The organism is Bradyrhizobium sp. SOJA106, from assembly GCF_059448745.1.
In genome coordinates this window covers 3,836,619-3,861,483 of record NZ_CM182549.1, presented here as the reverse complement: position 1 = coordinate 3,861,483, position 24,865 = coordinate 3,836,619, and the positions used below count along the sequence as shown (strand labels likewise).

The window sequence follows — 24,865 nt, the reverse complement described above, 5'->3', positions numbered from 1 at the left end:
GTTCACCGGACGTATATTCTACAATTCGTGCACTGAACTGCATGCATATTTTTGAACATTTTCGTGGCAGAGTTGCCCAGAATCTGGAGCTGCCGGCTTACGCCCTGTCCGCTAGCCTGTCCCACGCGAATCCGACTTCATGACCACCCAGGCCGCCTTCGATCTCGTTTTCCGCAACGTGCTGTTGCGATCATCAGCCGCGCCCGTCGACATCGCCGTGAAAGGCGGCCGCATCGCCGCGATCGAGCCAAAGCTTTCGTGCGAAGCCGTCGAGGTCGAGGTCGGCGGACGCCTCGCCTTGCCCGGCTTTGTCGATACCCACATCCATCTCGACAAGGCCTGCCTGCTCGGCCGCTGCGGGCATAGCCACGGCAGCGTCTCCGAGGCCATCCGCGCCGTCGCCGGAATGAAGAAGGATTTCACCGTCGAGGACGTCTATGCGCGCGGCGCAAAGGTGCTCGAACGCGCCATCGTGCATGGCACGACGCGGATGCGGACGCATGTCGAGATTGACCCGCGCATCGGCTTGCGCGGCTTCGAAGCGGTCAAGGCGCTGAAGCGCGACTATGCCTGGGCGATTGACCTCTCGCTCTGCGTCTTCCCGCAGGAAGGCCTGACCAACGATCCCGGAGCCGAGGAGCTGCTGATCCAGGCGCTGCGCGAGGGTGGCGAGGTCGTCGGCGGCTGTCCCTATACGGACACCGACCCGAGCGTCCATCTCGAACGCGTCTTCGATCTCGCGCAGGAATTCGACGTCGATGTCGACCTCCACCTCGACTTCGATCTCGATCCGTCCTGGTGGCATCTCGACGAGGTCTGCCGGCAGACCGAGCGGCGCAGCTATGAGGGGCGCGTTGCGATCGGCCATGCGACAAAGCTCTCGGCATTGCCGCCGCAGCGGCTGAAGACCGCCACCGCGCAGCTGGCGAAAGCGGGCGTTGCCGTGACGGTGCTGCCGGCGACCGATCTCTATCTCATGGGCCGCGAAGCCACCCACAACGCTCCGCGCGGATTGACGCTGGCCCACAAGCTCGCCCGCGACGGCGTGCTGTGCTCGGTTGCGACCAACAACGTGCTCAATCCCTTCACGCCGTTCGGCGACGCCTCGCTGCTGCGCATGGCGAACTTCTACGCCAATGTCGCGCACGCCTCGGTCAGCGATTTCGACACCTGCCTCGACCTCGTGACCGAGCTGCCGGCCCGGCTGATGAACCTCGACGATTACGGCCTCAAAGTCGGCAATCCCGCCGATCTCGTCGTGCTCGACACGCAGGACAGCCGCTTCGCCATCGCGGAGCTGCCGGAGGTCGTGATGGGGTTCAAGCGCGGCCGGCAAACGTTCGAGCGGCAGCGGCCGACGCTGTTCCGCCCCGGCCACTGAGCGGCCATTGCTCGGGTCCGGCGGTAAGATGGTCGGGCAGCGGGCCTCCGCTTCGCGCTGCGTCGACCCGATTTCGGCTGCAATCGCTCGACAATCCGGCCCCGGTAGAATCCCGGACCGTAGCCGTGCGCATTGCCCAAAGGGCCTGCCGGATCGTACTACGGGGCGCCCTGATCAGCGTCGGTGGGGAAGCATGGATTTGTTCAGCGCATTCGGCAGCATCGACTATCAGTCGGTGCGGGCCAACACGCCCGCAGAAATGGCCATCAAGCGATTGAACGGCATCGGCGAAGTGCTGTCGGCGCTCGATATCTGGGCGACCCAGACCGAGAGCGACATGGCTCACGCGCTCTGGGCGCTCGATACGGCCGACAAGTGCATTGGCATGATCCTGGCGGAGTTCCGCGCCGAGCGCAGCGCGGACGTCGTGCGCAAGGCCAAGAGCCTGATCGGCTTGATCGAGCAAGCCCGCGGCGCAATTTCCGGCGATGGCGCCGGCGGCAAGACCCTGACCCGAACGCGCGCGGTCAGCGCTTGATCTTCGCGAGGATGCGATCCGCCTCGATGCGCCAGTCGGCGCTGCGGGCGAACTCTTTCGTTCCCTTGGTGCCAAACGGCCCTTCATCGGCGAGATCGGCGACCCAGGCCTGACGCTCGGCCGTGCCCTGCGCCGACCACGGCGTCAGTCCCGCCTCGCGCACGGTCTCGGCTACCTCGCGCATTTCTTCGGCCCGGCGGTGGCCGTGCTCGATCACGCGCTGGAAGAAATAGGCGCCTTGCTTCTCCCAATCCATGGCGGGAAACGTCTCCGCCAGCGAGGCCAGCACGGCGTCCTCGACGCCATAGGCGCGCGCGGTCGTGAAGCTTTCGATGACCATGGCCTCGAGGCCCTTGATCATGATGCTGCGGCACATCTTCACCGCCGAGGACACGCCGAGCTTGTCGCTCGCGACCTTCGCCGCGAAGCCGATCGCATTCAGCAGCGGCTCGAGCTCCTTCGCGCCGGGGCCGCCGAGCAGCAGCGGCACCTTGATGCGGTACGGCGGCACCGAGGTCATCACCGCGCCCTCGACATAGCGCCCCGCGGCACCGTCGATCAAGGCCGCCGCGCGCTGCTTGGCGCCTGGTGAGGCCGAGTTGAAATCGAGGAACCAGGTGCCCTGGTTGATCGCGGCTGCGCAGGCTTTTGCAACAGGCACGGCCTGGCTCGCGGTGACGGCGGAGATGATGAAATCGGACTTTGCGGTCAGCTCGGCGTGAGACGCCGCAAGCGTCACGCCGTGCTTCGCCACATGCTCCTTCAGCGGCGCGCCCTGCTCGGTCCCGAGCTTGATGTCATAGGCTGCGACCTTGATGCCTTGCTGGCGCAAATCCTCGGCCAGGATGCGGCCGACCTCGCCATAGCCGACCAGTCCGATCTGCCACCGTTTCGGATCCGCCATCAGTTCAGTCCTCGTGTCGTCTCGTCGAACAGCTCCTCGACCGCATAGCGGCGCGGGATCAGCGCCTGCTGGAATGCGTAGTCGATGATCAGCTCCAAGGGTTTTCTGTTGGCCTCGATCCCGAACGGTAGGAGGTCGGGTGTCGCTGCAGCGCCCATCTGCTGCTTGTTCCGCTTGAGCAGATCATAGACGCCCGCGACCACGTCGGGACGCGATTTTGCAAGCCGCCCGGTCACGACCACGAGATGATTGACCGGAACGACGCCACGCCTGGCGTACCATTTGGCGGCTTCCGCGGCCGGATCGGCGAAGAGCGGCTTCAGCTTGGGATTGTCAGAGGTCTCGCCGAGGACGGCATCGATCTCGCCGTCGATGAGCATCTGCAAGATCTTCTTGTCCTTTGGCGCGCGCTCGGTGGTGTCGACATATTCGGCGACGTGCGGATCCTCGAAGGTCACCCATTTGATCTTGTCGAGATTGACGCCATAGTCGTTGGCGAGGATGCCCCTGATCCAGGCGCCGGTCGTTGTCGTGAACGAGCGGATGCCGACGCGCTTGCCTTCGAGATCGGACGGCCCGAGCGTGCCATGCGCGGGATTATAGAGAGCATAGGAATGCTGGAAGCGGCCGAGCATGGTGGCCGGCAACAGCACCAACGGCTTGCCGTGCGCCCTTGCCATCAAATAGGTGACGATCGCCATCTCGCAGACATCAAAAGCCTGCTCGCGCACCATCGGCTTGAACGCCGTGTTGGTTGGCGTGTGCTCGATGAAGTCGAGGGCGAAAAGCTCGGAGCGGAGCGCGCCGCTCTTCACCGCCTGGACATGAGGATGACTGCCGAGCACGGCCTTCAGCTTGAGACGATCCATCCGCCCGCTCCGCTTCTCTCATTCCGCTTCAGACGTCCTCGGGATTGTCGACGTAGACAAGCCCGGCCTTCGCCAGCGCCTCGCGCATGCTGTACATGTCGAGCCCCAGCTCGCCCGAGGCGAGCCGTTTGCGCTTGCCGCCTTCGTCAGCGTTGCGCTTCTTCGCTTTCTCGGCGACTTCGGCGGCGTAGCGCTTCGGCACCACCACAACGCCGTCGTCATCGGCGACGATGATGTCGCCGGGATCGACGTTGACGCCGGCGCAAACCACGGGAACGTTGACCGAGCCAAGCGTCGCCTTCACCGTGCCCTTGGCCGAGACCGCGCGCGACCACACCGGAAACTTCATCTCGTGCAGCGCTTTGACGTCGCGGCAGCCGGCATCGATGACCAGCCCCTGCACACCACGCGCCTGGAGCGAGGTCGCCAGCAGCTCGCCGAACATGCCGTCGGTGTTGTCGGTGGTGCAGCCGACGACGAGGATGTCGCCCTTCCTGCACTGCTCGACCGCGACATGGATCATCCAGTTGTCGCCGGGCTGCGCCAGCACGGTGACGGCAGGTCCGGCAATCGAGGCCCCCGCCCAGACGGGGCGCAGATACGGCTTCATCAGGCCGATGCGGCCATAGGCCTCGTGCACGGTCGAGACGCCGTATTCCGCCATTCCGGCGGAATCGGCACGCTTGATGTTGCGAACGACGACGGACTTCATGCCAGTTCCTCCGCAACGGTCGGGAACAGGCGCTGATAGGCCTCGCCGTAGGTCATGGGCACGCCGGTGTTGCGGCTGCCCTGGATGCCGCGATTGAGCGCGACGCGCTCGTAATAGCCCCACAGGTGCTTCTGCGCGGCGAGGATCTGGAAGGCTTCATATTTCTCCTTCCAGACCTCGTCGATCTTGAGCAGCAGGTCCGGCTTGTAATTGCACTGCTCGGGCTGGTGCGGCTCGAACAGGAACACCGGCGGCGCCGAATATTTGTACTGCGCGCCGGGCTTGTGGCCCACGGCTTGCGCGACGACGCGGGTCTCCTGCGCGAAATGCGCCGCGTTTGGATGGTCGAAATTATAGGGGTCTTCCAGCGCGTGGGTCAGCACGAAGCTGGGATTGAGCTCGCGGTAGATATCGACCATGCGGTCGAAATGCGCCTCCTTCAGCTTCAGCGGATAGTCGCCGCAATCGAAGAACTCGATCTCGGCACCGAGTACCTTGGCCGCCCGCTCCGCCTCGTCCTTGCGGCCGGCCTTGACCGATTCCAGGGTCGCGCCCTTTTCCTTCCAGGCGAACTGGCTCTCGCCGCGCTCGCCGAAGGACATGCAGACGATCTTCATGCGATAGCCCTTCTTCGCATGCAGCGCGATGGCGCCGCCCGCGCGCCAGACGAAATCACCGGGATGGGCAGTGACGACAAGACCTGCTTTCATGGGACAAACTCCCCTTTTTCGTTCGTAAGCATTTTGGGCTGCCTGCCTCATGCAGGAAGCCAGTTCATTCAAGCCGCGACAGCCGCTGCGGCGCCGTCGAGCACGCGCCTCAACCGCTCGCCATCGAGCGCGCCTTCCCATTTTGCAATCGCGATGGTCGCAACCGCGTTCCCGATCAGATTGGTCGGCGTCAGCCCCTGCGACATCAGGCGATGGATGCCGAGCACCAGCGCCACGCTCGTCACCGGTATGGTGTCGGTCGCCGACAGCGTCGCCGCCAGCACGACGAAGGCCGCACCCGCGATCCCCGCCGCGCCCTTGGAGGTCACGAGCAGGATCAGCAAAAGCTCGATCTGCGCGGCGAGGCCGAACGGCGTATTGGTCGCCTGCGCCAGGAACACCGACGCGGCGGCGAGATAGAGACAGGTGCCGTCGATGAAGGTCGCAGGCACGATATTCATCAGGAATGGTACGAATCCGATCGCGCCGGTCTGCTTGACATAAGGCTCGATCGCGCTGGCATTGATGCTGGCGGGATCGATGTTCATGCCGACGCCCGGCCGGAGCAGGTTCACCGCGACGAGACCGATGATCAGCGCGATCGTGGTCATGATCTCGAAATAGATGATCGCCTTGACCGCCAGGCGCCCGACCCGCGCCATGTCGGCCATATGGGCAATACCGTGCACCACAGTGCAGAAGATGATCGGCGCGATCAGCATGCGGATAGCCTTGATGAAGGCATCCCCCAGCGGTTGCATTCTGGCGCCCGCCTCGGGGCTGGCGATCCCAAGCGCGATGCCCGCCGCCATGGCGATGAGCACCTGGATCCAGAGTTCCTTCCACCAGGCCCGCCCGCGCGGCTTGTCGATCGCCATCGCGGTCATCGGTCGAACTCGAACAGGCGCGCGGGATTGTCGACCACAATCTTCTGCTGGAACTCCGGCTCCGGCGCGAACAGCGGGATCAGGTCGACGAGGTCGCCATCGTTCGGCATCACCTTGACATTGGGATGCGGCCAATCCGTGCCCCAGATGACGCGATCAGGCGCAGTCTCGACGATCTTGCGCGCGAACGGCACCGCGTCGGTGAAGGGCGGACCTGCGGAGGAGACCCGCTCCGAGCCGCAGATCTTGACCCAGCACTTGTCGTCGCGCTGCATCAGCTCGATCAAGATCTTGAACGGAAGCTGGTCGAGCCCCTCGGACGCTTTCACACGTCCCATATGGTCGATGGTGTAGCTCAGCGGCAGCCTGGTCAGCACGTCGGCATATTCCGGCAGATCGATCGCGTCGAAATGCAGGTCGATGTGCCAGCCGAGCGGTGCGACCATCGCGATGATGCGGTTGAACACATCCTTGTCGGGGACGCCGCCGAGATGCCGGACGAAATTGAAACGGCAGCCGCGGAAGCCGCCTTCGTGCAGCACACGAAGCTCGCGCTCGGTGATCGTGTCGCCGATATTGGCGACGGCGCGATAGGCGCCATTGCTTTGCGCGATCGCATCGAGCGCCACCGTGTTGTCGGTGCCGTGCACGCTGGCATTGACGATGACCGCGCGCTCCACCCCAAGCGTGGTATGCAGCGCGCGAAAATCCTCTAGCGGCGCATCCGGCGGCGTGTACGAGCGATCAGGGGCGTAAGGATATTTGGAGCTAGGCCCGAAGATGTGGCAATGCGCGTCACAGGACAGCTTTGGCAGCTTGAACTTCGGCCTGCGCGTGTTCGGATCTGGCGGCGGAATGGTGGGCGTATACATCATCGACATCAGGTGAGCCGCCGAACGCGAGCGCTGCTTTCAAATCTTGCTGCTTGCGGCAGTCCGCCGCCGTGCCGGTGCGGCCTGATCGAGCGCCGGCGCCTGGAAGGCAGCGACGGTGGCCTGCACCAATTGCTCGATCGCGCCCGCAGCATCGCTGCCGTCGGCCTCGCCGCGTGAGAGGCGCGAGACGCGGTCCGGCGTCACCAGCGAATAATAGAGCGCGCCGAGCAGGAAGTGGCTGCGCCAGACGATGTCGGTGCGCGGAATGTGCGGCAGGCTCTCGTGGATCGCGTCGATGAAGGCGTGGCTGGTGTCGTCAAAGGTCTGCGCGATGATCTTTCGCGCGACCTCGTTACCCTCAGCCGACATCACCGCGCGCAGCCGCGTGAAGCGTGCGCCCCCGCCCGCGAGATCGCTGCCGGAGGTGAAGGCCGGCACAATATAGGCGCGAACGATCGCCTCCAGCCGGTCCTGCAGATCGCGCACGCGTTTTGCGGCGGCGAGCAGCTCGGAGCGGCGCAAATTCATCGGCCCACAATGCCGCCGGTAGATCTCCAGCAGCAGGCCGTCCTTGGTCTTGAAATGATAGGTGACGCTGCCCGGATTGGCCCCGGCAGCCTGCGCGATATCGCGCACCGAAACGGCGTTGAAGCCGTTGGTCGCGAACAGCTCCTCGGCCGCGGCGAGGATTGCCTCGCGCATGTTCGGCTTGCGGGCCGTTTCCCTGGTGGGCTTGCGTACCATGTGATTTGTACTATCGTACAAAAGATCAGGTCTCGTCAACAAAAACCATGGGCAGCGCCCGCACGGCTCGGAGACCGCCGTCAGGTGCAAGTGCCCGCAAGGAGTGCTGGGAATGCTGGGTTTGAACAAGAAGATCGCCGGCGTGATGCTCGGCGCGAGCCTGCTGCTGGCTGCGGACGCCGCGCAGGCGGCGGACACTTATCCGAGCAGGCCGGTTCACATCCTCGTGCCCTACGCCGCCGGCGGCGCGGTCGACGTGCTCGCGCGCACGCTGGCCCAGGCCCTGGCGAAGACCTGGGGCCAGCAACCTGTCATCGACAACCGTCCCGGCGCCGGCGGCATCGTCGCCTCGCAGGCGCTGACGCAGTCCGCGGCCGACGGCTACACGCTGATCCTGGTCGCCAGCGGCCATCCGCTCAACCAGTTCATCTATCCGAGCGTGCCCTACGACACGTTCAAGGATTTCACCGCGATCACCGAGGTCGCCTCCTCGCCGCTCGCGATCGTGGTGGCCAAGGACAGCCCCCACAAGACGCTCGGCGATCTCCTCGCCGCCGCCAGGAAGGACCCGGACAAGCTCTCCTATGGCATGTCCGGCAACGGCACTTCGGCGCATCTCGCCGGCGAACTGCTCAAACACATGTCCGGCACCAAGATCGTCGCGATCCCCTACAAGGGCGGCGCGCCGGCGCTGACCGCCGTGATCGCCGGCGAGATCCCGCTCAGCATCAACCCGCTCGCGGAAGCGATCGGCCAGCTCGAAGGCGGCCCAGTGCGCGCGCTCGCGGTGACCTCGGCCGAGCGCTCCAAGGCGCTGCCTGATGTACCGACCGTCGCGGAATCAGGCGTGCCCGGCTACGACGTCTCGGTCTGGTGGGGCGTGCTCGGCCCCGCAAAAATGCCGCCGGAGATCGTCGCAAGACTGGAGAACGACCTGAAGGCGGCGCTGCAGGATCCGAACGTGCTGTCGACGCTCGGCAAGATCGGTGCCACCCCGGTCGGCTCCTCCGCCAAGGACTTTGACGCCTATATCCATGCCGAAGCCACCAAGTGGGAGCCGGTGCTGAAGGCCGCCGATATCCGCGCGCAGTGAGGCTCTTCATACAAGGATCTCGTTTGACGCTGCCGTGGTCGGCGCCGGCTGATCGCTTCGATTCAATTGTGGGCGCTCGCCCGCATCTTCTCCGGCGCCGCGGGGCGCTGCAGCAGGTCGATGTCGCCGCCGCCGCCCTGCGACGGAATCAGGATCGCGCGCTCGCGCGGCAGAGCCTCCGGCATCTCGTCGCGGATGAAGGCGACGAGCTTCTCCCTGATCTCGCAGCGCAGGTCCCAGGATTGCGGCGCATTTCGTGCACTGACCAGCGCCCGCAGCTCGATAGTCCGGGAATCCGCGTCGATCACCTGAAGATTGACGACGGCGCCGTCCCATAGCTTGGACTCCTTCACCGCCGCCTCCAGCCAGCGCCGGATCCGGGGCACGTCGGCGCGATAGTCGACATGGAGCGCGATGACGCCGATCAGGGAGGCGGTGTCGCGGGTCCAGTTCTGGAACGGCTTTTCGATGAAATAGGACAGCGGCACCACCATGCGGCGCCAGTCCCACAGCCGGATCACGACATAGGTCGCGGCAATATCCTCGACCCAGCCCCACTCGTTCTCGATGATCACGGCATCCTCGATGCGGATCGGCTGGGTGATGGCGATCTGCAAGCCCGCGATCAGGTTGCTGAGCAGCGGCCGTGCGGCAAGACCGACGATGATACCGGCAGCACCGGCCGAGGCGAACAGGCTGACGCCATATTGCCTGACCGAGTCGAACGTCATCAGCGCGGTCGACACCGTGATAATGACGATGATGATGTCGGTGACGCGCTTGAACACGCGCACCTGCGTCACGTGCTTGCGCGCGACAAAGTTCTCGGTGACGTCGCGAAAGTTCTGGAGATAGCGCGCCGCGCTCATGTCGACGATCCGGATCGAGATCCAGCCGATCAGCGCGATGAAGGCGACCACGAACAGCCGCGTCAACGGCGTGCGGAACGCGTCGTCGAGCGGCGCAAGCGGCAGGACCAATGCGACGGCGGCAAGGCAGAGGGCCAGTTGGGCCGGCCCCGACGTGCGCTCGATGAATACGCTGATGAGAGGCAGGCGCGTTCTGAAGGCGCGGTTGAGCAGCCAAGCCGCGAATCGATGGAACACGAGCGCCAGCAGAATCGCCCCGCCTACCAGGCCGAGACCGATGATCCATGAGGGAATCCACCCGAACATCTTGTCGATGTCGGCCATGAGGGCCTGCCAATTCATTCGCGTTCCTGGATTTGCATTCGCTGCTCGCCAACGCGTTCCGCCCGGCTTCGCTCCCTTGCCTCACGCAACGCAGCATTCTTCTGGTGCAACCGTACCGAATTGCGCTAATTTGAAACCTACATGACCAGACGTACCGGCAGCGCCGACCTTCCTCTCCACACCGGGCGGGTTCCCCCCTGGCTTGCGAGCCGCATGGCCTCGCTCGGGGCGATCGTCACGCAGGCGATCGTGCTTCATTATGGGCGCGATGCATTCCTCCAGCGTCTGTCGCATCCGTTCTGGTTCCAGTCATTCGGCGCCGTGATGGGGATGGACTGGCATTCCTCCGGCATCACCACCTCCGTCATCGGCGCGCTGAAACGCGGGCTTGGCCCGCTCCAGGACGAGCTCGGCATCTATGTCTGCGGCGGCCGCGGCCAGCATTCGCGCAAGACGCCGGACGAGCTGCTGCAGCTCGGCGAGCGCGTCGGCTTCGACGGCGCGAGCCTCACCCGCGCCAGCCGCCTGGTGGCGAAGGTCGACAGCGCCGCGGTGCAGGACGGCTTTGACCTTTATCTCCACGGCTTCTTCGTCACCGTTGACGGCAAATGGACGGTGGTGCAGCAGGGCATGAACGGCGACAAGCGGCAGGCCCGCCGCTATCACTGGCATTCGGAAGCGCTGAAGAGCTTTGTCGATGCGCCGCACAGCGCGATCGACGGCCCGCAGCAGGGTGAGATCGTGAACCTCACCGACCATCGCGCCGATGTCTCGCGCGTCGCCCAGCTCGAGCTGCTCTCCGATCTCGGGCCGGATCGTATCCTCGCCGAATTCGAGCGGCTCAGCGGCACCGCACCCGAGCCTGCGCAGGCCATGCTGCCGCACCTCATCATGCCAGCACATCACGATGTCCGGCCAAAGGATGTATTCGCGCGGCGCCTGCACGGCACGCTGGCCGCGGCGGCCGAGCGCGGGCCAGTCGATTTCCCGGAGTTATTGCTGACGCCCGGCGTCGGCGCACGCACGGTGCGCTCGCTGGCGATGGTCGCCGAGGTCGTACATGGCGCGCCCTATCGTTTCACCGATCCCGCGCGCTTCTCGCTCGCCCATGGCGGCAAGGACCGGCATCCCTACCCCGTTCCGATCAAGGTCTATGACGAGACCATCCGCGTGCTGAAGGGCGCGATCCGGAACGCAAAGCTCGGACGCGAGGAAGAGATGCAGGCGATCAAGCGCCTCGACGACCAGGCACGCCGACTCGAGCGAACCGCGCGCGGGCCGTCGGTCGAGGCCTACATTGCCGGCGAGCGCGCCGCTTCGCCCGATCTCGACGGCCGCTCCGTGTTCGGCTGGGAGCGCGATCTCGTCGAAACAAAGAAGCGGACCGGCTGATCGCCGGTCCGCCAGAGGGTCGGTCGTGGAGGACACGACCGAAGTTCGATCTTCTCAGGTCTCAGTCTTGGTCGTCGCTTCCGAGCCGGTTGGCGGAATGATCCTGATACTGCTCGGTCTGGATCGACTTGCTGTCCATGCCGCGGATGTCGGAATGCTGCTTCTTGTCGCGGTTCGACAGCACCATATTGTCGCCGATCTTCTCCTTGGGCACCTCGGCGAAGGCGCCGGTGCCGTCGCTCTTGCCATGCATGCCGGACCTGAAATGCGTCTTGCTGCCATGTCCACTTGGCATTGATTTCTCCTCTTGCAGTGAACCGTTTGGTTCCTCGCGGATCATTTTCGCGGCTTCTGACCACCCTCGTTGGGGCCAGTGCTGCGTCCGCTGTCATCACCGGAGCGCAATGCCTGATCCAGCTCGCGCGCATCGGGCGTGTCAGGCTTGCGCTCGAGAATGCGTATCTGCTGCTCGTGGGTCTTCTTGCCTTGCATTCACGGCCTCCGGCCTCTGCGCGGTGCTCCACTATGCGCGACGTCCTTGTCGATGCCGCCTGCAAACGTCACGTCGTTTTCGCGGTCGCCCTCCATCGTGTTCTCGCCGAGCGCCTCCTCGACATCGTCAGGCGACGCGCTCGCCATGTTCGCGCCCTTGGATCCGCCGATCAGCGGATTGTCGCGAAGATCCTTGCTTGTCGGTGCGTGCAGTTTCGCGTGCTTGCTGCTCATGCTCGTCCACCCTTGTCTGCGGGATCGTGCCGGTGATGGGAATCGCGCTCGCCTCCGCCGCCTGATACGCGGCTGTGGCTGCGCTGCGGATCGTCAGGCGCCGGCTTCTTGACCTCCAGCGGAGCCTTCGCATTCTCGTGCGATGCGCCGGGTCCGCCCTGACGAATGCTGTTCGGTGTCTTGGTGGATGTCGACATCAGTGTCGCCTCCTCAGCGGTCCTGCTGATAGCCCTGGTTGGTCGTGTTCTGCTTGATGTTGGCTTGCTGGCCCTGCTGGTCAGGGTTTTGCGCGCGCTGCTGGCCATGCCCCGCCTGATCAGCAGCCGTCTGCTTGCTGTCGCCAGTTCCCTTCGTGCTTCGATTGGCGGGTGGAACGGGTGGCATCTTGCCGGTCATAGTTTGCCTCCTGAGAGGTGGAAACCCTTGCGGTGCGGATGGCACGGAACTTGTGCCCGACTCTCGTCGCCGCGAGCTCTCAGGACAACGGTCGCCACCACGGCCCGTTCCTGACGGAACGCATTGCGCGAGGATTTCGAAGAAAGAAGCGTCAGCTCGCTTGTGCGAGGGAACGATCAACTATCGCGGATGCCGCAGCCGGCATTTGTGTTCCGCGGGACTCGGCTGTGACCGGCAGTTTCGCAATCATGCGGATGCCGGGCCGCTTGCGCCAATGTATGTGCGATGGATCGACGGCAAGACCAAGCCGCGGCCAGCGCGTGAACAAGGCCTCGAGCGCGCAACTCGCCTCGATCCGCGCGAGCTGATGTCCGAGGCAGAAATGGATTCCCGTGCCGAAGGATATATGGCGGTTCGGCTTGCGTTCGAGATCGAGCCGCTCCGGCTGGTCGTGCACCGCAGGGTCCATGTTCGCCGCCGCGAGCATGACCATCACGCGATCGCCCTTCTTCAGGCGTACGCCGTCGAGCTCGATGTCCCGCCGCACATAGCGCGGTTTTGAGAATTGCACTGGCGAGACGAAACGCAAGAACTCCTCGACCGCAAGGGCCGCGCGGCTCCAGTCCTGTTCCAGCCAGTCGCGCAAGCCGGGATTTCTCAGCAGCTCGTAGACGGAGCCGCTGATGAGATGCGTCGTCGTCTCCGAGCCAGCCGCCAGCAGCAGGAACACCATCGCCACCATTTCGTCCGGTGTGATCTGACCGCCCTCGCGCTCGACCTGGACCAGCTCGGCAATCAGCCCCTCGCCCCCCTGCTCTCGCGCGACCTGCAACTGCTCCGCCAAGTACGCGCGCATCTTGCGGAACGCGAACAACAGGCGGACGAAGCTGACGATATTTGTCAGCGAGGACATCGCGTTGGCCCAGGCGATGAACTTCGGGCGATCGGCCATGGGCAGGCCAAGCAGCTCCGAGATCACCGACAGCGGCAGGATGCGCGCATAGCGCTCGACGAGATCGGCCGGGCTTCCGGCCGCGAAGAGTTTTGACGCAAGATCGTCGGCAATGTCGCGGATGCGCGGCTCCATCGCGACGATGGCGCGGCGGCGGAACGCTTCGTCGACGATGCTGCGCAGCCGCGTATGGTCAGGCTCGTCCATCGTCAGCATGTTCTTGGCGATGGTGGTGACGAGCTTTGGCATCCACCAGCGGACGCCCGCGACGCCGCCGCCCTCCTTGCGCAGCGTGAAGGTCGCACTGTCCTTCAGCACCTGGGCGGTCGCGTCGTGCGTCGTCGTGATCCAGACGTCGCCGACCAGGGGAAAGCGCGTCGCAACCACGGGGCCCTGCGCGCGCAACGCGGCAACGACCCTTGGCGGATCGCGAAAGAAGGCCTCGCTTGTGAAATCGAGGCGCGGTGTCATGGGATCACCGGGATGGTTGGTGGCGCCTCAACCAGATGGGATGCGGAGCGGCCGGCGCAAGAGCCGGAACCGCCTCACCGCGGGGAGCGAGACGCCTATCGGCGTCCCGACGAGCGCTGACCGGTCTTGCGCTGCTGCTGGTTGGTGTAGGAGTCCCAATGGCTCCAGCTGCCGTTACTGAGGCTTTGCAGGTCGGTGCCGAGCGGCCGGCGCGTGCGCTTGTCGTGATCGGCGATGGCGCGCTCGGACTGCGCGATCTTGCGCTTGAGTTCCGCGATCGCCTTCTGGGTCTGGCCATTCCGCTTCGAGGAGGCGATCTCGCCCATCGTGAAGCGCGCGGTCTCGAGCGCCTTCAACTCGGCGCGGTTCTTCTTCAACTGAACCCGGTGCCAGGCGATGTTGCTGTCGCTGTCCGCAACCATATGGGAACTCCGCTGATTCGTTCCCACAAGTGTATCAAGCGCCGAATCGACGGGGCAACGGGCGCCCCGCGGCCAAAATGCGGCTTTGTTGCGCAGAAAGTCTGGGGCCCATAGCGTTTTCGGGCGAAGTGGATACCGGTTCGCGTGAAGAAAAACGCGTCAAAATAAGACTCCAGAGCCTGTTCCGCTTCAGCGGAATTGGCTCTAGCGTTCGGCAAAGGCCTTTTCGACCACGAACTGGGCCGGCTCGCCGTGGTTGCCTTCGACGAAACCGCGCTCGCCGAGCAGCACGCGAGTGTCCGCCACCAGCGCCGGGCTGCCGCAGATCATGATGCGGTCGTGTGCGGCTTCCAGCACCGGCAGGCCGATATCGGTGAACAGCTTGCCTGACGTGATGAGGTCGGTGATGCGGCCGCGGTTGCGGAAGGGATCGCGGGTCACGGTCGGATAATAGATCAGCTGCTCGCGGATGTACTCGCCGAGCAACTCGTCCTTCGGCAGATGCTCGGTGATCATCTCGCCATAGGCGAGCTCCTTCACATGGCGGCAGCCATGCAGCAGCACGACCTTCTCGAACCGCTCATAGGTCTCGGGGTCCTTGATCACGCTCAGGAACGGCGCCAGGCCAGTGCCGGTGCCGATCAGATAGAGGTTGCGCCCTTCTTCCAGGTTATCGATCACCAGCGTCCCGGTGGCCTTGCGGCTGACGATGATCTCGTCGCCTTGCTTCAGGTGCTGGAGCCGCGAGGTCAGCGGGCCGTCCGGCACCTTGATCGAGAAGAACTCCAGCGTGTCCTCGTAATTGGCGCTGGCGACGCTGTAGGCCCGCAGCAAGGGCTTCTCGCCGACCTTGAGCCCGATCATGGTGAATTCGCCGTTACGGAAGCGGAAGGTCGGGCTGCGGGTGGTCTTGAAGGAGAACAGCGTGTCGGTCCAGTGGTGGACGCTCAAAACGCTTTCCTGATTGAAATTGCTCATCTCACCTTCCCTGTCGCGTCAATTGCGGTTCTCGAGGCGGGCAGCTATGCGCCGTTTGTACACTATCATTCGTATACTAATGAATAATCCTGCTTGATCCCGGGGTCAAGCCTGCCCAAGATCGCGAGCGTTGCAGTTAGGAATAAGGAGCCCTTCCATGGCGCATGACGCCCCCCAGGCCACCGGACCCTCGAAGCTCGTGATCCGCAATATCGGCCTGATCCTGTCCGGCGCCCTGGAAAAGCCGATCCTGGACGGCGACACCATCGTCGCCGAGAACGGCAAGATCACCGCGATCGGCCGCTTCAAGGACTGCAACACGGAAGGCGCGACCACCATCGTCGACGCCCACGGCACCACGGTGGCGCCGGGCCTGATCGACAGCCATGTCCATCCTGTCGCCGGCGACTGGACGCCGCGGCAGAACCAGATCAACTGGATCGACAGCTATCTCCACGGCGGCGTCACCACCATGATCTCGGCGGGCGAAGTGCACATGCCCGGCCGGCCCCGCGACGTCGTTGGGCTCAAGGCCATGGCGGTGTTCGCCCAACGCGCGTTCTGGACCTTGCGGCCCGGCGGCGTGAAGGTTCACGCCGGCGCGCCGGTGATCGAATGCGAGATGGTCGAGGAAGACTTCAAGGAGATGGCCGCCAATGGCGTCAAGCTGCTCGGCGAGGTCGGCCTCGGCGGCGTCAAGGACGGTCCGACCGCGCGCAAGATGGTCGGCTGGGCCCGCAAATATGGCATCCAGAGCACGATCCACACCGGTGGTCCCTCGATCCCCGGTTCTGGCCTGATCGACAAGGACGTGGTGCTGGAGGCCGACACCGACGTGGTCGGTCACATCAATGGCGGCCACACCGCCCTGCCCGACGACCAGATCCGCTGCATCTGCGAGGGCTGCAAGCGCGGCCTCGAGCTGGTGCACAACGGCAATGAGCGCTCGGCCCTGTTCACCCTGCGCACCGCGCGCGAGATGGGCGATCTGCACCGCGTCATCCTCGGCACCGACGCGCCCGCCGGCTCCGGCGTGCAGCCGCTCGGCATCCTGCGCATGGTCTCGATGCTGTCCTCGCTCGGTGAGCTTCCGGCCGAGATCGCGTTCTGCCTTGCCACCGGCAACACCGCGCGGATGCGACAGCTCGATTGCGGCCTCATTGAAGTCGGCCGCTCCGCCGATTTCGTCATCATGGACAAGGCGCAGCACTCGCCCGGCAAGAACATCCTGGAGAGCGTCCAGCTCGGCGACCTCCCCGGCATCGGCATGACCATCATCGACGGCATCGTGCGCACCCAGCGCAGCCGCAATACGCCGCCGGCGGGGAAAGTGCCGGAGGTGGTGGGGAAGTGACGGCACGTGCCGTCATTCCGGGGCGCGCGTCAGCGCGAACCCGGAATCTCGCGCCACGACCTCTGGATTCCGGGTTCACGCGCAATGCGCGTGCCCCGGAATGACGATGAATCACCTCAGCTTGTTGAGAAGCTCCATCAGCGTCTCGCGCTCCTTCGCATCGAGCGGCGCCAGGGTCTCCCGGGTGATTGCGAGCGCGTTCGGCGCGAGCTTCTCCGCGAGCTGCTGGCCGGCGCGCGTGAGACTCACCAGCAAGCGCCGGCCGTCCTCGGGGTCCTGACTGGTCTCGGTCAGGCCGCGCGCGGTCAGGCGGTCGATCACGCCCTTGATGGTCGCGACGTCCATCGCCGTGAGCCGTCCGAGCTGGTTCTGCGAACACGCGCCGGTCTCGGCGAGCTTCGACAACGCCGCCCATTGCGTCGGCGTCAGGTTGGTGCCGATGTCGCGGGAGAAGATCGCGCTGTGGCGCTGCCAGACCTGGCGCAGGATGAAGCCGACCTGCTCGTCGAGCACGTAGGGCAGCTTGGAAGGCGATTTGGCCGGCTTGACGCCCTTCTTCACCGCGACGCTTCTCGCCATCCCTTCCCCACCCCTCACAACGACAGATGCGCGTCGCGGATATCCGGACGCGCGTCGAGCTCGGCCATGGTGCCGCCGAAGCAGATGCGGCCGCGCTCGATGATATAGGCGCGATCGGAGATCAACCGCGCGAAATGCAGATTCTGCTCGGAGACGACGATGCTGACGCCTTCCCTCTTCATGGTCAGGATGGCATCGACCATCTGCTCCACGATCTTCGGCGACAGGCCCTCCGAGGGCTCGTCCAGCAGCACCAACGACGGATTGCCCATCAGCGTGCGCGCAATCGTCAGCATCTGCTGCTCGCCGCCGCTCATGCGGCCGCCCGGGCGGTTCTTCATCTCGCCGAGATTGGGGAACAGCGCGAACAGCTTTTCGCGCGTCCAGTGCGGCGCATTCGCTCGCTTCGGCTGGCGGCCGACTTCGAGATTCTCCTCCACCGTCAAATCCGTGAAGATGCGCCGCTCCTCCGGCACATAGCCGAGCCCCTCGCGCACGATCTCGTGGGTCGGCTTCGCCGAGACGTCCTTGCCCTCGAACATGATGCGGCCGGAGCGCTGTGCGACGAGCCCGACGATCGAACGGAACGTCGTCGACTTGCCGGCGCCGTTGCGGCCGAGCAGCGCCACTACCTCGCCCTCGCCGACCTCGAAACCGATGTCGAAGAGGATATGCGCCGGGCCGTAATGGCTGTTGAGGTCCTGCACCAAGAGCTTCATGCCGAGGTTCCCTCGCGATGGCGGGCATCGTAGACGAGGCCCTCGCCGAGATAGACCGCCTGCACCTGCGGATTGCCGCGCACCTCGGCCGGCGAGCCCTCGGCGATCAGCGTGCCGCGATTGAGCACGATGATGCGGTCGGCATGCTCGAACACCACGTCCATGTCGTGCTCGGTGAAGAGCACGCCGATGGATTTTTCTCGCGCGATTTGAGCCGTGAGCCGCATCAGATCGACGCGCTCGCGCGGCGCCATGCCGGCCGTCGGCTCGTCCATCAGCAAGAGCTTCGGCTGGTTGGCGAGCGCCACCGCAAGCTCGAGCCGCTTGAGGTCGCCATAGGCGAGCTCGCCGCACGGCCGATCGGCATAGCCGCCCATGCCGACCAGCTCCAGCAGCCGCCCGGCCTCGCCGCGATCGAAATTCGGCGCCGAGCCGAACAGATTGAACAGCTGCCTGCCATGGGAGATCAGCGCGACCTGCACATTCTCGCGCACGGTCATCGTGGCAAAGGTCGCGGTGATCTGGAAAGTGCGACCGACGCCCATGCGCCAGATGTCGCGCGGCTTCTTGCCGGTGGTCTCTTCGCCGAGCAGCCGGACATGGCCGCTATCAGGCTTGTTCTGGCCGTTGATCATGTCGAAGCAGGTGCTCTTGCCGGCGCCGTTCGGGCCGATCAGCGCCAGGATTTCGCCCGCGCGCAACGAGAACGACACGCCGCGGACGGCATGGATGCCGCCGTAGGATTTGGTCAGGCCTTCGACCGCGAGAAGTGGGGGTGCGACGCTCATTCGGCGGACTCGATCGGCTTGGCAAGCAAGGGTGATCCCGGCGGCGACGACTTCCGGCGGCGCTGCGCCAGCATCTCCAGCATGCCGACGATGCCTTTCGGGAAGACCACGACGATCAGCACAATGAAGCCGCCGAGCACGAGTTTTGACAGATCGGTCTGGCTGACCAGCCAGATGTTCAAAGCCTTGTAGACGATGGCGCCGATCACCGCGCCCGACACCGTCTCGACGCCGCCGAGCAGCACCATGACCAGCGCATCGACGGAGAGCGAGATGCCGAGATTGTCAGGGAAGACGCTGCCCTTCAGATAAGCGAACAGCGCGCCGCCGATGCCGGCAGTCGTGCCCGCGATCACGAAGGCGGTCCACTGGATGCGCTTGGCGTTGATGCCGATGGCCTCGCTGCGCAGCAGCGAGTCGCGTGTCGCGCGGAGCGCGTAGCCGAACGGCGAGAACACCATGATCCGCAGTGCGATCGTGACGAGCGCGGTAACGCCGAGCGCCAGCCAATAGAAATGCGACGGGCTCGCCGCCCAGCTCGAAGGCCAGACGCCGAGAATGCCGTTGTCGCCGCCCGTGACGCTCACCCATTGGAACGCGATCGACCAGACGATCTGCGCAAAGGCGAGCGTCAGCATGGCAAAATAGACGCCGGAGAGCTGCACGGCGAAGAAGCCGAACACGGCGGCGCCCATGCAGCCGAGCAGCGGCCCGAGCAGAAGGCACACGATCATCGGCAGCCCCGCCATCTTGGCGAGGAAGGCGATGCCGTAGGCGCCGAGGCCGAAATAGGCGGCGTGGCCGAACGATGCGAGCCCGCCGACCGACATCAGGAAATGCAAGGAGACGGCGAAGATCACGAAGATCGCGACCTCCGAGCCGACCGTGAGAAGATAATTGCCGGCGAACAGCGGCAGCATCGCCGCGATCACGAGCACTGCCAGCGCGGCCAGCCGCTCGTTCGAGGTCAGAGGCCGCCAGGGATTGACGGTGAGGCCCGGCGTCTTGCGGGCGGCCGCCTCCGGCTTGCCGAATAGGCCCCAGGGCCGCACGATCAGTACCACGGCCATCACCAGGAAGACCAGGATGATGGAGATTTTCGGAAAGATGAGGATGCCGAAGGCATTGAGCTCGGAGACCAGCACCGCCGCAACGAACGCACCGACGATGCTGCCGAGGCCGCCGATCACCACGACGACAAAGACCTCGACGATGATGCGCAGGTCCATCGCATGATGGACGGCATCGCGCGGGATCTGGAGCGCTCCGCCGAGGGCCGCGAGAAAGACCCCGACCGCGAAGACGCTCGTGAACAGCCATTTCTGATTGACACCGAGCGCTGCCACCATGTCGCGGTCCTGCGTCGCGGCGCGCACCAGCACGCCCCATCGGGTGCGCTGGAACAACAGCCAGAGAATGCCGAGCACGACGGGGCCGAGCACGATCAGGAACAGGTCGTAGCTCGGGATGTTTTGGCCGAAGAAATCGATCGCGCCCTTGAAGCCCGGCGCGCGGCGCCCGACGAGATCGTCCGGACCCCAGATCAGCACGACGAGGTCCTCGACCATCAAGGTCAGGCCGAAGGTCGCGAGCAGCTGGAACAGTTCCGGCGCATGATAAATGCGGCGAAGCAGCACCATCTCGACGATGACGCCGATCACCGCCACGGCCAACGCGGCCAGCACGATGCTGCCCCAGAAGCCGAACGCGCCGGAGAGGCGCTCGGTCAGCGTGAAGGCGATATAGGCGCCGATCATGTAGAAGGCGCCATGCGCGAAATTCACGATCCGCGTCACGCCAAAGATGATCGACAGGCCCGAGGCCACCAGGAACAGCGACGCTGCGCTGGCAAGACCTGTCAGAAACTGTACGACGTAAAAGGCCATCGGCGGTCCGGGTTAGGTTTGAAGTCACCTCTCCCCGCGAAGAGCGGGGAGAGGGAGAGACAAAGAGCGATCAATCCTTCGGCCGCAGCTTCTCGACTTCGGCATCGCTGGGCAGATAGTCCGAACCCTTCTTGTAGGACGAATCCACCATCACGCCCTTGCCATCCTTCAGCGCGGTCTTGCCGACATAGGCGCCGAGCGTCGACTGGTGGTCGATCTTGCGGAACGTGATCTCGCCAAACGGAGACGGCATGGAGAGACCCTCCGCCGCAGCGATCAGCTTCTCCGGATCGGTCGAGCCGGCCTTCGCGAGGATCGCCGCCGCCGCCTTGATGGTCTGGTAGCCGACGATCGAGCCGAGGCGCGGATAGTCGTTGTACTTGCCCTGGTAGGCCTTCAGGAACACGTCGTGCTCAGGCGTGTTGATCGAGTACCAGGGATAGCCGGTGACGATCCAGCCCTCCGGCGTCTCGTCCTTGAGCGGGTCGAGATATTCGGGCTCGCCGGTCAGGAACGAGACGACCTCGCGCCCCTTGAACAGGCCGCGGGTGTTGCCCTCGCGCACGAGCTTGACGAGGTCGGCGCCGAAGGTGACGTTGAGGATCGCCTCCGGATTGGCGGCGGCAACCGCCTGCACCACGGGACCTGCGTCGATCTTGCCCTGCGGCGGCCACTGCTCGTCGACCCACTGAATGTCGGGGCGCTTCTCCGACATCAGCTTCTTGAACACCGACACCGCCGACTGCCCGTATTCATAGTTCGGCGCGATCGTCGCCCAGCGCTTTGCCGGCAGCTTCGCGGCGGCTTCCACCAGCATCGCGGCCTGCATGTAGTTGGAGGGGCGCAGGCGGAACGTGTATTTGTTGCCCTTCGCCCAGGTCACGGCGTCCGTCAGCGGCTCGGCCGCGAGGAAGAAGACCTTCTTCTGGTTGGCGAAGTCGCTGACCGCGAGTCCGATGTTTGACAGGAACGTGCCCGTCAGCATTGCCACGCCCTCGCTCGACACGAGCTCATTGGCCGCGGTCTGCGCGTCGGCCGGCTTGCCGCCGTCGTCCTTGGAGATCACGACGAGCTTCTTGCCGTTGATACCGCCGGCCGCGTTGATCTCCTCGACCGCGAGCTGCCAGCCCTTGCGATAGGGCTCGGTGAACGCCGGCAGCAGCGAATAGCTGTTGATCTCGCCGATCTTGATGTCCTGCGCCATGGCCGAATGGGCGATGCCGCCGGCCAGAAGCGCGAAGGCCGCGCCGACGAAGTAATTTCTTGCTCGCATCCCAACCTCCAGTTTTGAACTCTCTTGCGTGTTCTAGCGCAAACCGTCTTCGCCCTTGATCTCCGCGACCGTCAGCCCGCCGACGCGCGGCAGCGGACGGCCGCTGTCGGTGACGGCGACCGCGACCATGATCTCATTGGCGCGCGGCGCGTCATTGATCTGCACTTCCATTCCGTCAAAATGGCTGCGCACAAAGGCAGCGTCTTTGTGCCCGAGCGGAATATCCAGCGTCGTGCCGGGACCACTGCGCTTCTTCGACGACGGGATCAGTGCCGCGCCCTTGCCCAGCACCTTGCGCACCGGCGCGCCCATCTTGGGATGCAGGATCGCGGCGGCATGCTCCAGCTCGCCGTTCTCGCCGACGGCCGCGGCCTTGCCGTAGCTCTGCGCCTTCGCGCCGTCGATGCCGAGCGCGGCTACTGCGCGCTTCGACAGGAGCTCGCCGAGCTCCTCGCCGATCGCGATCAACGGCGAAAGGTCCTCGACATATTTTCCGGCAAAGGGATTTTCGATCACGGCAATTGCCGCGGCGCGCCGGGTCGGCGGCGAGACCTGGCGGCCCATCTCCATCTGCGTCTCTTCGACGACCGTGACGATCTTGCGGATGATCGCACTCATGTTTCGCTTCCCTGTTCAGGCACCGACCGCATTCTCCAGCACAAGCGAGCGCGGTCGCTGCTCTTTTACATCCTTAGGTCCTATGACAAGCATATCACCACAAAGCCTGAGCATGGCACCCTCGATCAGACCGCGATCGAATAATTGCCGTGCACATTCCGCGCCAGATTCCAGCGCAGCCGCAATGTCCTTCTGCGACAATTCACCGACGCCGCGGGTGACGAGACGCGCGCCGAGATCGCTGTCCGGCTGAAGCTCGTTCGCAGGCGTCCGGGTGATGGCGGGATGGCCGGGCAGATCGACGGCATTGGCAACGATCGTCGCCGCCGCATCGGCCTGCGATGCCGTCGCCGCCAACACCGTTACGGCATCCGCAATGCCAAGCGAAAAGCTGCGCCCGTGCCGTCCACTGGTCGCGATGCCGCGCACGGGATCGTCGGCATCGACCTTCATCACCCGCATCACGCCATTGCGATCGGGCCGGTCCATCAGGCCGACCGAGAAGTGCTCGCCTGCGCCGAGGTGAAGCGCGATATCGCCGCCATTGTTGACATAGGCCTGATCGAGCCTCGCCGCGCAGACCATCGCACCCAGAATTTCCTCCGCCACGCTGCCGGCAACCGCGGCCATCGGCGTGATGAAGCAATCGGCAGCATAGGGCGCGACGGCGGCGTGCATGCGACGCGTCACCACGCCCTTCAGCGAGGTCCGCGCCCCAGCGGCCGTCCGCAGGTCCGGCAGTTCCGTGCAGAGTTCGTCGAGCAGTCCGGTAAACCTTCGCGCCGCAGCCTCATAAGCCGCTCGCACCTCGTCCCGCTCTCCCCTCGCCTCAACGACCAGATCAATCGGTCCATCCTGCAAATGCAGCCGCCGGCCATCAGACAGCAATGCGATTTGCGGGAGCCGTGTCATGCCCGGCGTCCCGGGAGCGGGTTCTGCCAGGGCAGCTGGCGGACATCTTCGCCGTTCTGCACTTCGGCGAGGGGCTTGACGTAGTCCATGTGCCCGCCGAGCGCGGCATAGTCGGACAGCTTCATCGTGAACTCGATCGGCGCGACCAGCGCCGGCGTCGGCACATAGCCGAACGCTCCCGCCGGCATCTGCGTCACGTCGACCATGTAGGTGATACCGCCGCCGGGCCAGACATAAACAGGCGCGCCGCCGCTGGTGACGCGTGTCAGCGCATCCTTCACCGAGCGCGTCAGCCGCACCGGATTGTCGGTGACGCCGGCGCGCAGCGAGCCGCCGGCCCCCGCCATGAACAGCACCGTGCACAGCGCCGGCTCGCAGTTCTCCTGGATGCGCTCGACGGAGAATTTCAGGTCGGCCGGCATCTCGGTTTCGACCGGCTTCAAGGCCTCATCGAGCACGTAATAGGACGAATGCTCGCCGGTCGTGGAGACCATCAGCATCGACAGGCCGGGCCTTGCTTCCTTGGGATCGAATGGCCCCAGAATCGACAGCGGATCGGAGATGTTGGTGCCGCCCCAGCCCGTGCCGGGATCGGCGACCTGAAAATAGCGGCCGGGCGTCGAGCGCCGGCCCTTCATCTTGATGCCGGTGTCGGGGATGTCGAGCAGTTTTCCCGCCTGATGCTCACTGAGAACGCCGGTGATGTGGTCGTCGACCACGACGACTTCATCGACCTTGCCGTGCCACTGCTTGGCGAACATGCCGATCGTCGCCGAGCCGCAGCCGACGCGCATGCGCTCTTCCTTCACGCCGTTGACGATCGGCGGCTGACCGGCCTGCACCACGACCGTGGCGCCGCCATCGATGGTCAGCTCTACCGCCTTGCAATTGGCGAGATCCATCAGCGTATCGCAGGTGACGCGGCCCTCCTTCTTGGAGCCGCCGGTGAGATGATGCACGCCGCCGAGCGACAGCATCTGCGAGCCGTATTCGCTGGTCGTGACGTGGCCGACCGCCTCGCCCTGCGCGCGCACGGTCGCGGTCTCCGGCCCCAGATAGCGGTCGGTGTCGATCTTCACCTTGATGCCGCAATAAGAGAAGATGCCCTCGGTGACTACGGTCACCATGTCGACGCCGTCGACCTCCGCCGAGACGATGAATGGCGCCGGCTTGTAGTCGGGATAGGTCGTACCCGCGCCGATCGCGGTGACAAAGGTTGAAGGCTCGTGGACGATCTTGCCGTCCCAGTCTTCGGTGCGGCTGAACGGCACCAGCTTGCCGCCGTGCTCGACGGTGCGCTCCAGGATCACGTGCGGATCGACGCGGACGAGCTTGCCGTCATGGTTGGCATAGCGGTCGCAGGCGCCCGCCGCGCCCGGCTTGATGTAGCACATCACCGGACAGGCATCGCAGCGGATCTTGTCGGTGGCAGCGCTCGTTGTTTCCATCACCATCGGGGCCAGCGGAGACGTCGTTATCATTCGTATACGAAC

The 24,865-nt window shown here is 64.9% G+C and carries 29 protein-coding genes; 5 read left to right on the top strand and 24 right to left on the bottom strand.

All coding sequences use genetic code 11. The features are described from left to right. Window positions 1–139: 139 nt before the first annotated feature. Together AC5V87_RS17540 and AC5V87_RS17535 are read left to right on the top strand one after the other, a co-directional pair. A complete protein-coding gene (locus tag AC5V87_RS17540; protein WP_495371685.1) occupies window positions 140–1,381 on the top strand; it encodes an amidohydrolase family protein in 1,242 nt (413 codons plus the stop codon). A gap of 193 nt (window positions 1,382–1,574) precedes the next feature. Next, a complete protein-coding gene (locus AC5V87_RS17535) occupies window positions 1,575–1,919 on the top strand; it encodes a hypothetical protein (protein WP_495371684.1) in 345 nt (114 codons plus the stop codon). Here AC5V87_RS17535 and AC5V87_RS17530 read toward each other — a convergent pair. The 7 genes from AC5V87_RS17530 to AC5V87_RS17500 form a co-directional block, all read right to left on the bottom strand. Continuing rightward, window positions 1,909–2,826: a DUF1932 domain-containing protein gene (locus AC5V87_RS17530; RefSeq protein ID WP_495371909.1), complete on the bottom strand. Its 918-nt coding sequence runs from the start codon at window positions 2,824–2,826 to the stop codon at window positions 1,909–1,911. The genes AC5V87_RS17535 and AC5V87_RS17530 overlap by 11 nt on opposite strands. After that, window positions 2,823–3,692: a substrate-binding domain-containing protein gene (locus AC5V87_RS17525; RefSeq protein ID WP_495371683.1), complete on the bottom strand. Its 870-nt coding sequence runs from the start codon at window positions 3,690–3,692 to the stop codon at window positions 2,823–2,825. The genes AC5V87_RS17530 and AC5V87_RS17525 overlap by 4 nt, the downstream gene beginning before the upstream one ends. 28 nt (window positions 3,693–3,720) lie before the next feature. Further along, a complete protein-coding gene (locus tag AC5V87_RS17520; RefSeq protein WP_495371682.1) occupies window positions 3,721–4,404 on the bottom strand; it encodes a 4-carboxy-4-hydroxy-2-oxoadipate aldolase/oxaloacetate decarboxylase in 684 nt (227 codons plus the stop codon). After that, a complete protein-coding gene (locus AC5V87_RS17515) occupies window positions 4,401–5,114 on the bottom strand; it encodes a PIG-L deacetylase family protein (RefSeq protein WP_495371681.1) in 714 nt (237 codons plus the stop codon). The genes AC5V87_RS17520 and AC5V87_RS17515 overlap by 4 nt, the downstream gene beginning before the upstream one ends. Window positions 5,115–5,182: 68 nt before the next feature. After that, a complete protein-coding gene (locus AC5V87_RS17510; RefSeq protein WP_495371680.1) occupies window positions 5,183–6,001 on the bottom strand; it encodes a cation:dicarboxylate symporter family transporter in 819 nt (272 codons plus the stop codon). Then, complete coding sequence (locus tag AC5V87_RS17505) at window positions 5,998–6,882, bottom strand: amidohydrolase family protein (protein ID WP_495371679.1); 885 nt, start codon at window positions 6,880–6,882, stop codon at window positions 5,998–6,000. The genes AC5V87_RS17510 and AC5V87_RS17505 overlap by 4 nt, the downstream gene beginning before the upstream one ends. Window positions 6,883–6,912: 30 nt before the next feature. Continuing rightward, window positions 6,913–7,620 (bottom strand): TetR/AcrR family transcriptional regulator, encoded by a 708-nt coding sequence (locus AC5V87_RS17500; protein WP_456839007.1) that lies wholly within the window; start codon window positions 7,618–7,620, stop codon window positions 6,913–6,915. 112 nt (window positions 7,621–7,732) lie between these two features. On the opposite strand from AC5V87_RS17500, the gene AC5V87_RS17495 reads away from it, so the two are divergent. Then, complete coding sequence (locus AC5V87_RS17495; RefSeq protein ID WP_456839008.1) at window positions 7,733–8,713, top strand: tripartite tricarboxylate transporter substrate binding protein; 981 nt, start codon at window positions 7,733–7,735, stop codon at window positions 8,711–8,713. Window positions 8,714–8,775: 62 nt separating this feature from the next. Here AC5V87_RS17495 and AC5V87_RS17490 read toward each other — a convergent pair whose 3' ends face one another. After that, a complete protein-coding gene (locus tag AC5V87_RS17490) occupies window positions 8,776–9,924 on the bottom strand; it encodes a mechanosensitive ion channel family protein (protein WP_495371678.1) in 1,149 nt (382 codons plus the stop codon). 123 nt (window positions 9,925–10,047) lie between these two features. Here AC5V87_RS17490 and AC5V87_RS17485 point away from each other — a divergent pair, with 123 nt between their 5' ends. Further along, window positions 10,048–11,298, top strand: a complete 1,251-nt coding sequence (locus tag AC5V87_RS17485) for a DUF763 domain-containing protein (RefSeq protein ID WP_456839010.1) — start codon at window positions 10,048–10,050, stop codon at window positions 11,296–11,298. A gap of 61 nt (window positions 11,299–11,359) precedes the next feature. On the opposite strand, the gene AC5V87_RS17480 is transcribed toward AC5V87_RS17485, so the two are convergent. The 8 genes from AC5V87_RS17480 to AC5V87_RS17445 all read right to left on the bottom strand — a co-directional run bounded on the left by AC5V87_RS17480 (window position 11,360) and on the right by AC5V87_RS17445 (window position 15,243). Next, window positions 11,360–11,593 carry a hypothetical protein gene (locus AC5V87_RS17480; RefSeq protein WP_456839011.1) on the bottom strand — a complete coding sequence of 78 codons (234 nt, stop codon included), beginning with the start codon at window positions 11,591–11,593 and terminating at the stop codon, window positions 11,360–11,362. Window positions 11,594–11,634: 41 nt separating this feature from the next. Next, window positions 11,635–11,790, bottom strand: coding sequence for a hypothetical protein (locus tag AC5V87_RS17475; RefSeq protein WP_456839012.1), 156 nt, complete (start codon window positions 11,788–11,790; stop codon window positions 11,635–11,637). After that, window positions 11,791–12,024: a hypothetical protein gene (locus AC5V87_RS17470; protein ID WP_495371677.1), complete on the bottom strand. Its 234-nt coding sequence runs from the start codon at window positions 12,022–12,024 to the stop codon at window positions 11,791–11,793. It lies immediately after the preceding gene. After that, on the bottom strand, window positions 12,021–12,221 hold the full coding sequence (locus AC5V87_RS17465) for a hypothetical protein (RefSeq protein WP_495371676.1): 201 nt from the start codon (window positions 12,219–12,221) through the stop codon (window positions 12,021–12,023). Before AC5V87_RS17465 ends, AC5V87_RS17470 begins: the two co-directional genes overlap by 4 nt. A 13-nt stretch (window positions 12,222–12,234) precedes the next feature. Beyond that, a complete protein-coding gene (locus AC5V87_RS17460; RefSeq protein ID WP_456839015.1) occupies window positions 12,235–12,420 on the bottom strand; it encodes a hypothetical protein in 186 nt (61 codons plus the stop codon). Window positions 12,421–12,571: 151 nt separating this feature from the next. After that, window positions 12,572–13,843 (bottom strand): cytochrome P450, encoded by a 1,272-nt coding sequence (locus tag AC5V87_RS17455; protein ID WP_495371675.1) that lies wholly within the window; start codon window positions 13,841–13,843, stop codon window positions 12,572–12,574. A 95-nt stretch (window positions 13,844–13,938) separates the two neighbouring features. After that, window positions 13,939–14,265, bottom strand: a complete 327-nt coding sequence (locus AC5V87_RS17450; protein WP_456839017.1) for a hypothetical protein — start codon at window positions 14,263–14,265, stop codon at window positions 13,939–13,941. A 204-nt stretch (window positions 14,266–14,469) separates the two neighbouring features. Continuing rightward, the gene (locus AC5V87_RS17445; RefSeq protein WP_495371674.1) at window positions 14,470–15,243 is read right to left on the bottom strand and encodes a ferredoxin--NADP reductase; all 774 of its coding nucleotides are present in this window, start codon (window positions 15,241–15,243) and stop codon (window positions 14,470–14,472) included. A gap of 157 nt (window positions 15,244–15,400) precedes the next feature. Here AC5V87_RS17445 and AC5V87_RS17440 point away from each other — a divergent pair, with 157 nt between their 5' ends. After that, on the top strand, window positions 15,401–16,597 hold the full coding sequence (locus AC5V87_RS17440; protein WP_456839019.1) for an amidohydrolase family protein: 1,197 nt from the start codon (window positions 15,401–15,403) through the stop codon (window positions 16,595–16,597). 111 nt (window positions 16,598–16,708) lie between these two features. Here the strand turns inward: AC5V87_RS17440 and AC5V87_RS17435 are convergent, their stop codons facing one another. From AC5V87_RS17435 to AC5V87_RS17400, 8 genes are all read right to left on the bottom strand, one after another. Further along, window positions 16,709–17,176: a MarR family winged helix-turn-helix transcriptional regulator gene (locus tag AC5V87_RS17435; RefSeq protein ID WP_495371673.1), complete on the bottom strand. Its 468-nt coding sequence runs from the start codon at window positions 17,174–17,176 to the stop codon at window positions 16,709–16,711. 14 nt (window positions 17,177–17,190) lie between these two features. After that, window positions 17,191–17,895 carry an ABC transporter ATP-binding protein gene (locus AC5V87_RS17430; protein ID WP_456839021.1) on the bottom strand — a complete coding sequence of 235 codons (705 nt, stop codon included), beginning with the start codon at window positions 17,893–17,895 and terminating at the stop codon, window positions 17,191–17,193. Continuing rightward, on the bottom strand, window positions 17,892–18,683 hold the full coding sequence (locus AC5V87_RS17425; RefSeq protein WP_495371672.1) for an ABC transporter ATP-binding protein: 792 nt from the start codon (window positions 18,681–18,683) through the stop codon (window positions 17,892–17,894). Before AC5V87_RS17425 ends, AC5V87_RS17430 begins: the two co-directional genes overlap by 4 nt. Further along, window positions 18,680–20,569 carry an ABC transporter permease gene (locus tag AC5V87_RS17420; RefSeq protein ID WP_495371671.1) on the bottom strand — a complete coding sequence of 630 codons (1,890 nt, stop codon included), beginning with the start codon at window positions 20,567–20,569 and terminating at the stop codon, window positions 18,680–18,682. Before AC5V87_RS17420 ends, AC5V87_RS17425 begins: the two co-directional genes overlap by 4 nt. A 70-nt stretch (window positions 20,570–20,639) precedes the next feature. After that, on the bottom strand, window positions 20,640–21,842 hold the full coding sequence (locus AC5V87_RS17415) for an ABC transporter substrate-binding protein (protein WP_495371670.1): 1,203 nt from the start codon (window positions 21,840–21,842) through the stop codon (window positions 20,640–20,642). Window positions 21,843–21,875: 33 nt separating this feature from the next. Then, the gene (locus AC5V87_RS17410) at window positions 21,876–22,460 is read right to left on the bottom strand and encodes an amino acid synthesis family protein (protein ID WP_024338309.1); all 585 of its coding nucleotides are present in this window, start codon (window positions 22,458–22,460) and stop codon (window positions 21,876–21,878) included. Between the two features lie 15 nt (window positions 22,461–22,475). After that, window positions 22,476–23,372, bottom strand: coding sequence for a UPF0280 family protein (locus tag AC5V87_RS17405; RefSeq protein WP_456839025.1), 897 nt, complete (start codon window positions 23,370–23,372; stop codon window positions 22,476–22,478). Continuing rightward, a complete protein-coding gene (locus tag AC5V87_RS17400) occupies window positions 23,369–24,826 on the bottom strand; it encodes a 6-hydroxynicotinate reductase (RefSeq protein WP_495371669.1) in 1,458 nt (485 codons plus the stop codon). The genes AC5V87_RS17405 and AC5V87_RS17400 overlap by 4 nt, the downstream gene beginning before the upstream one ends. Window positions 24,827–24,865 lie beyond the last annotated feature (39 nt).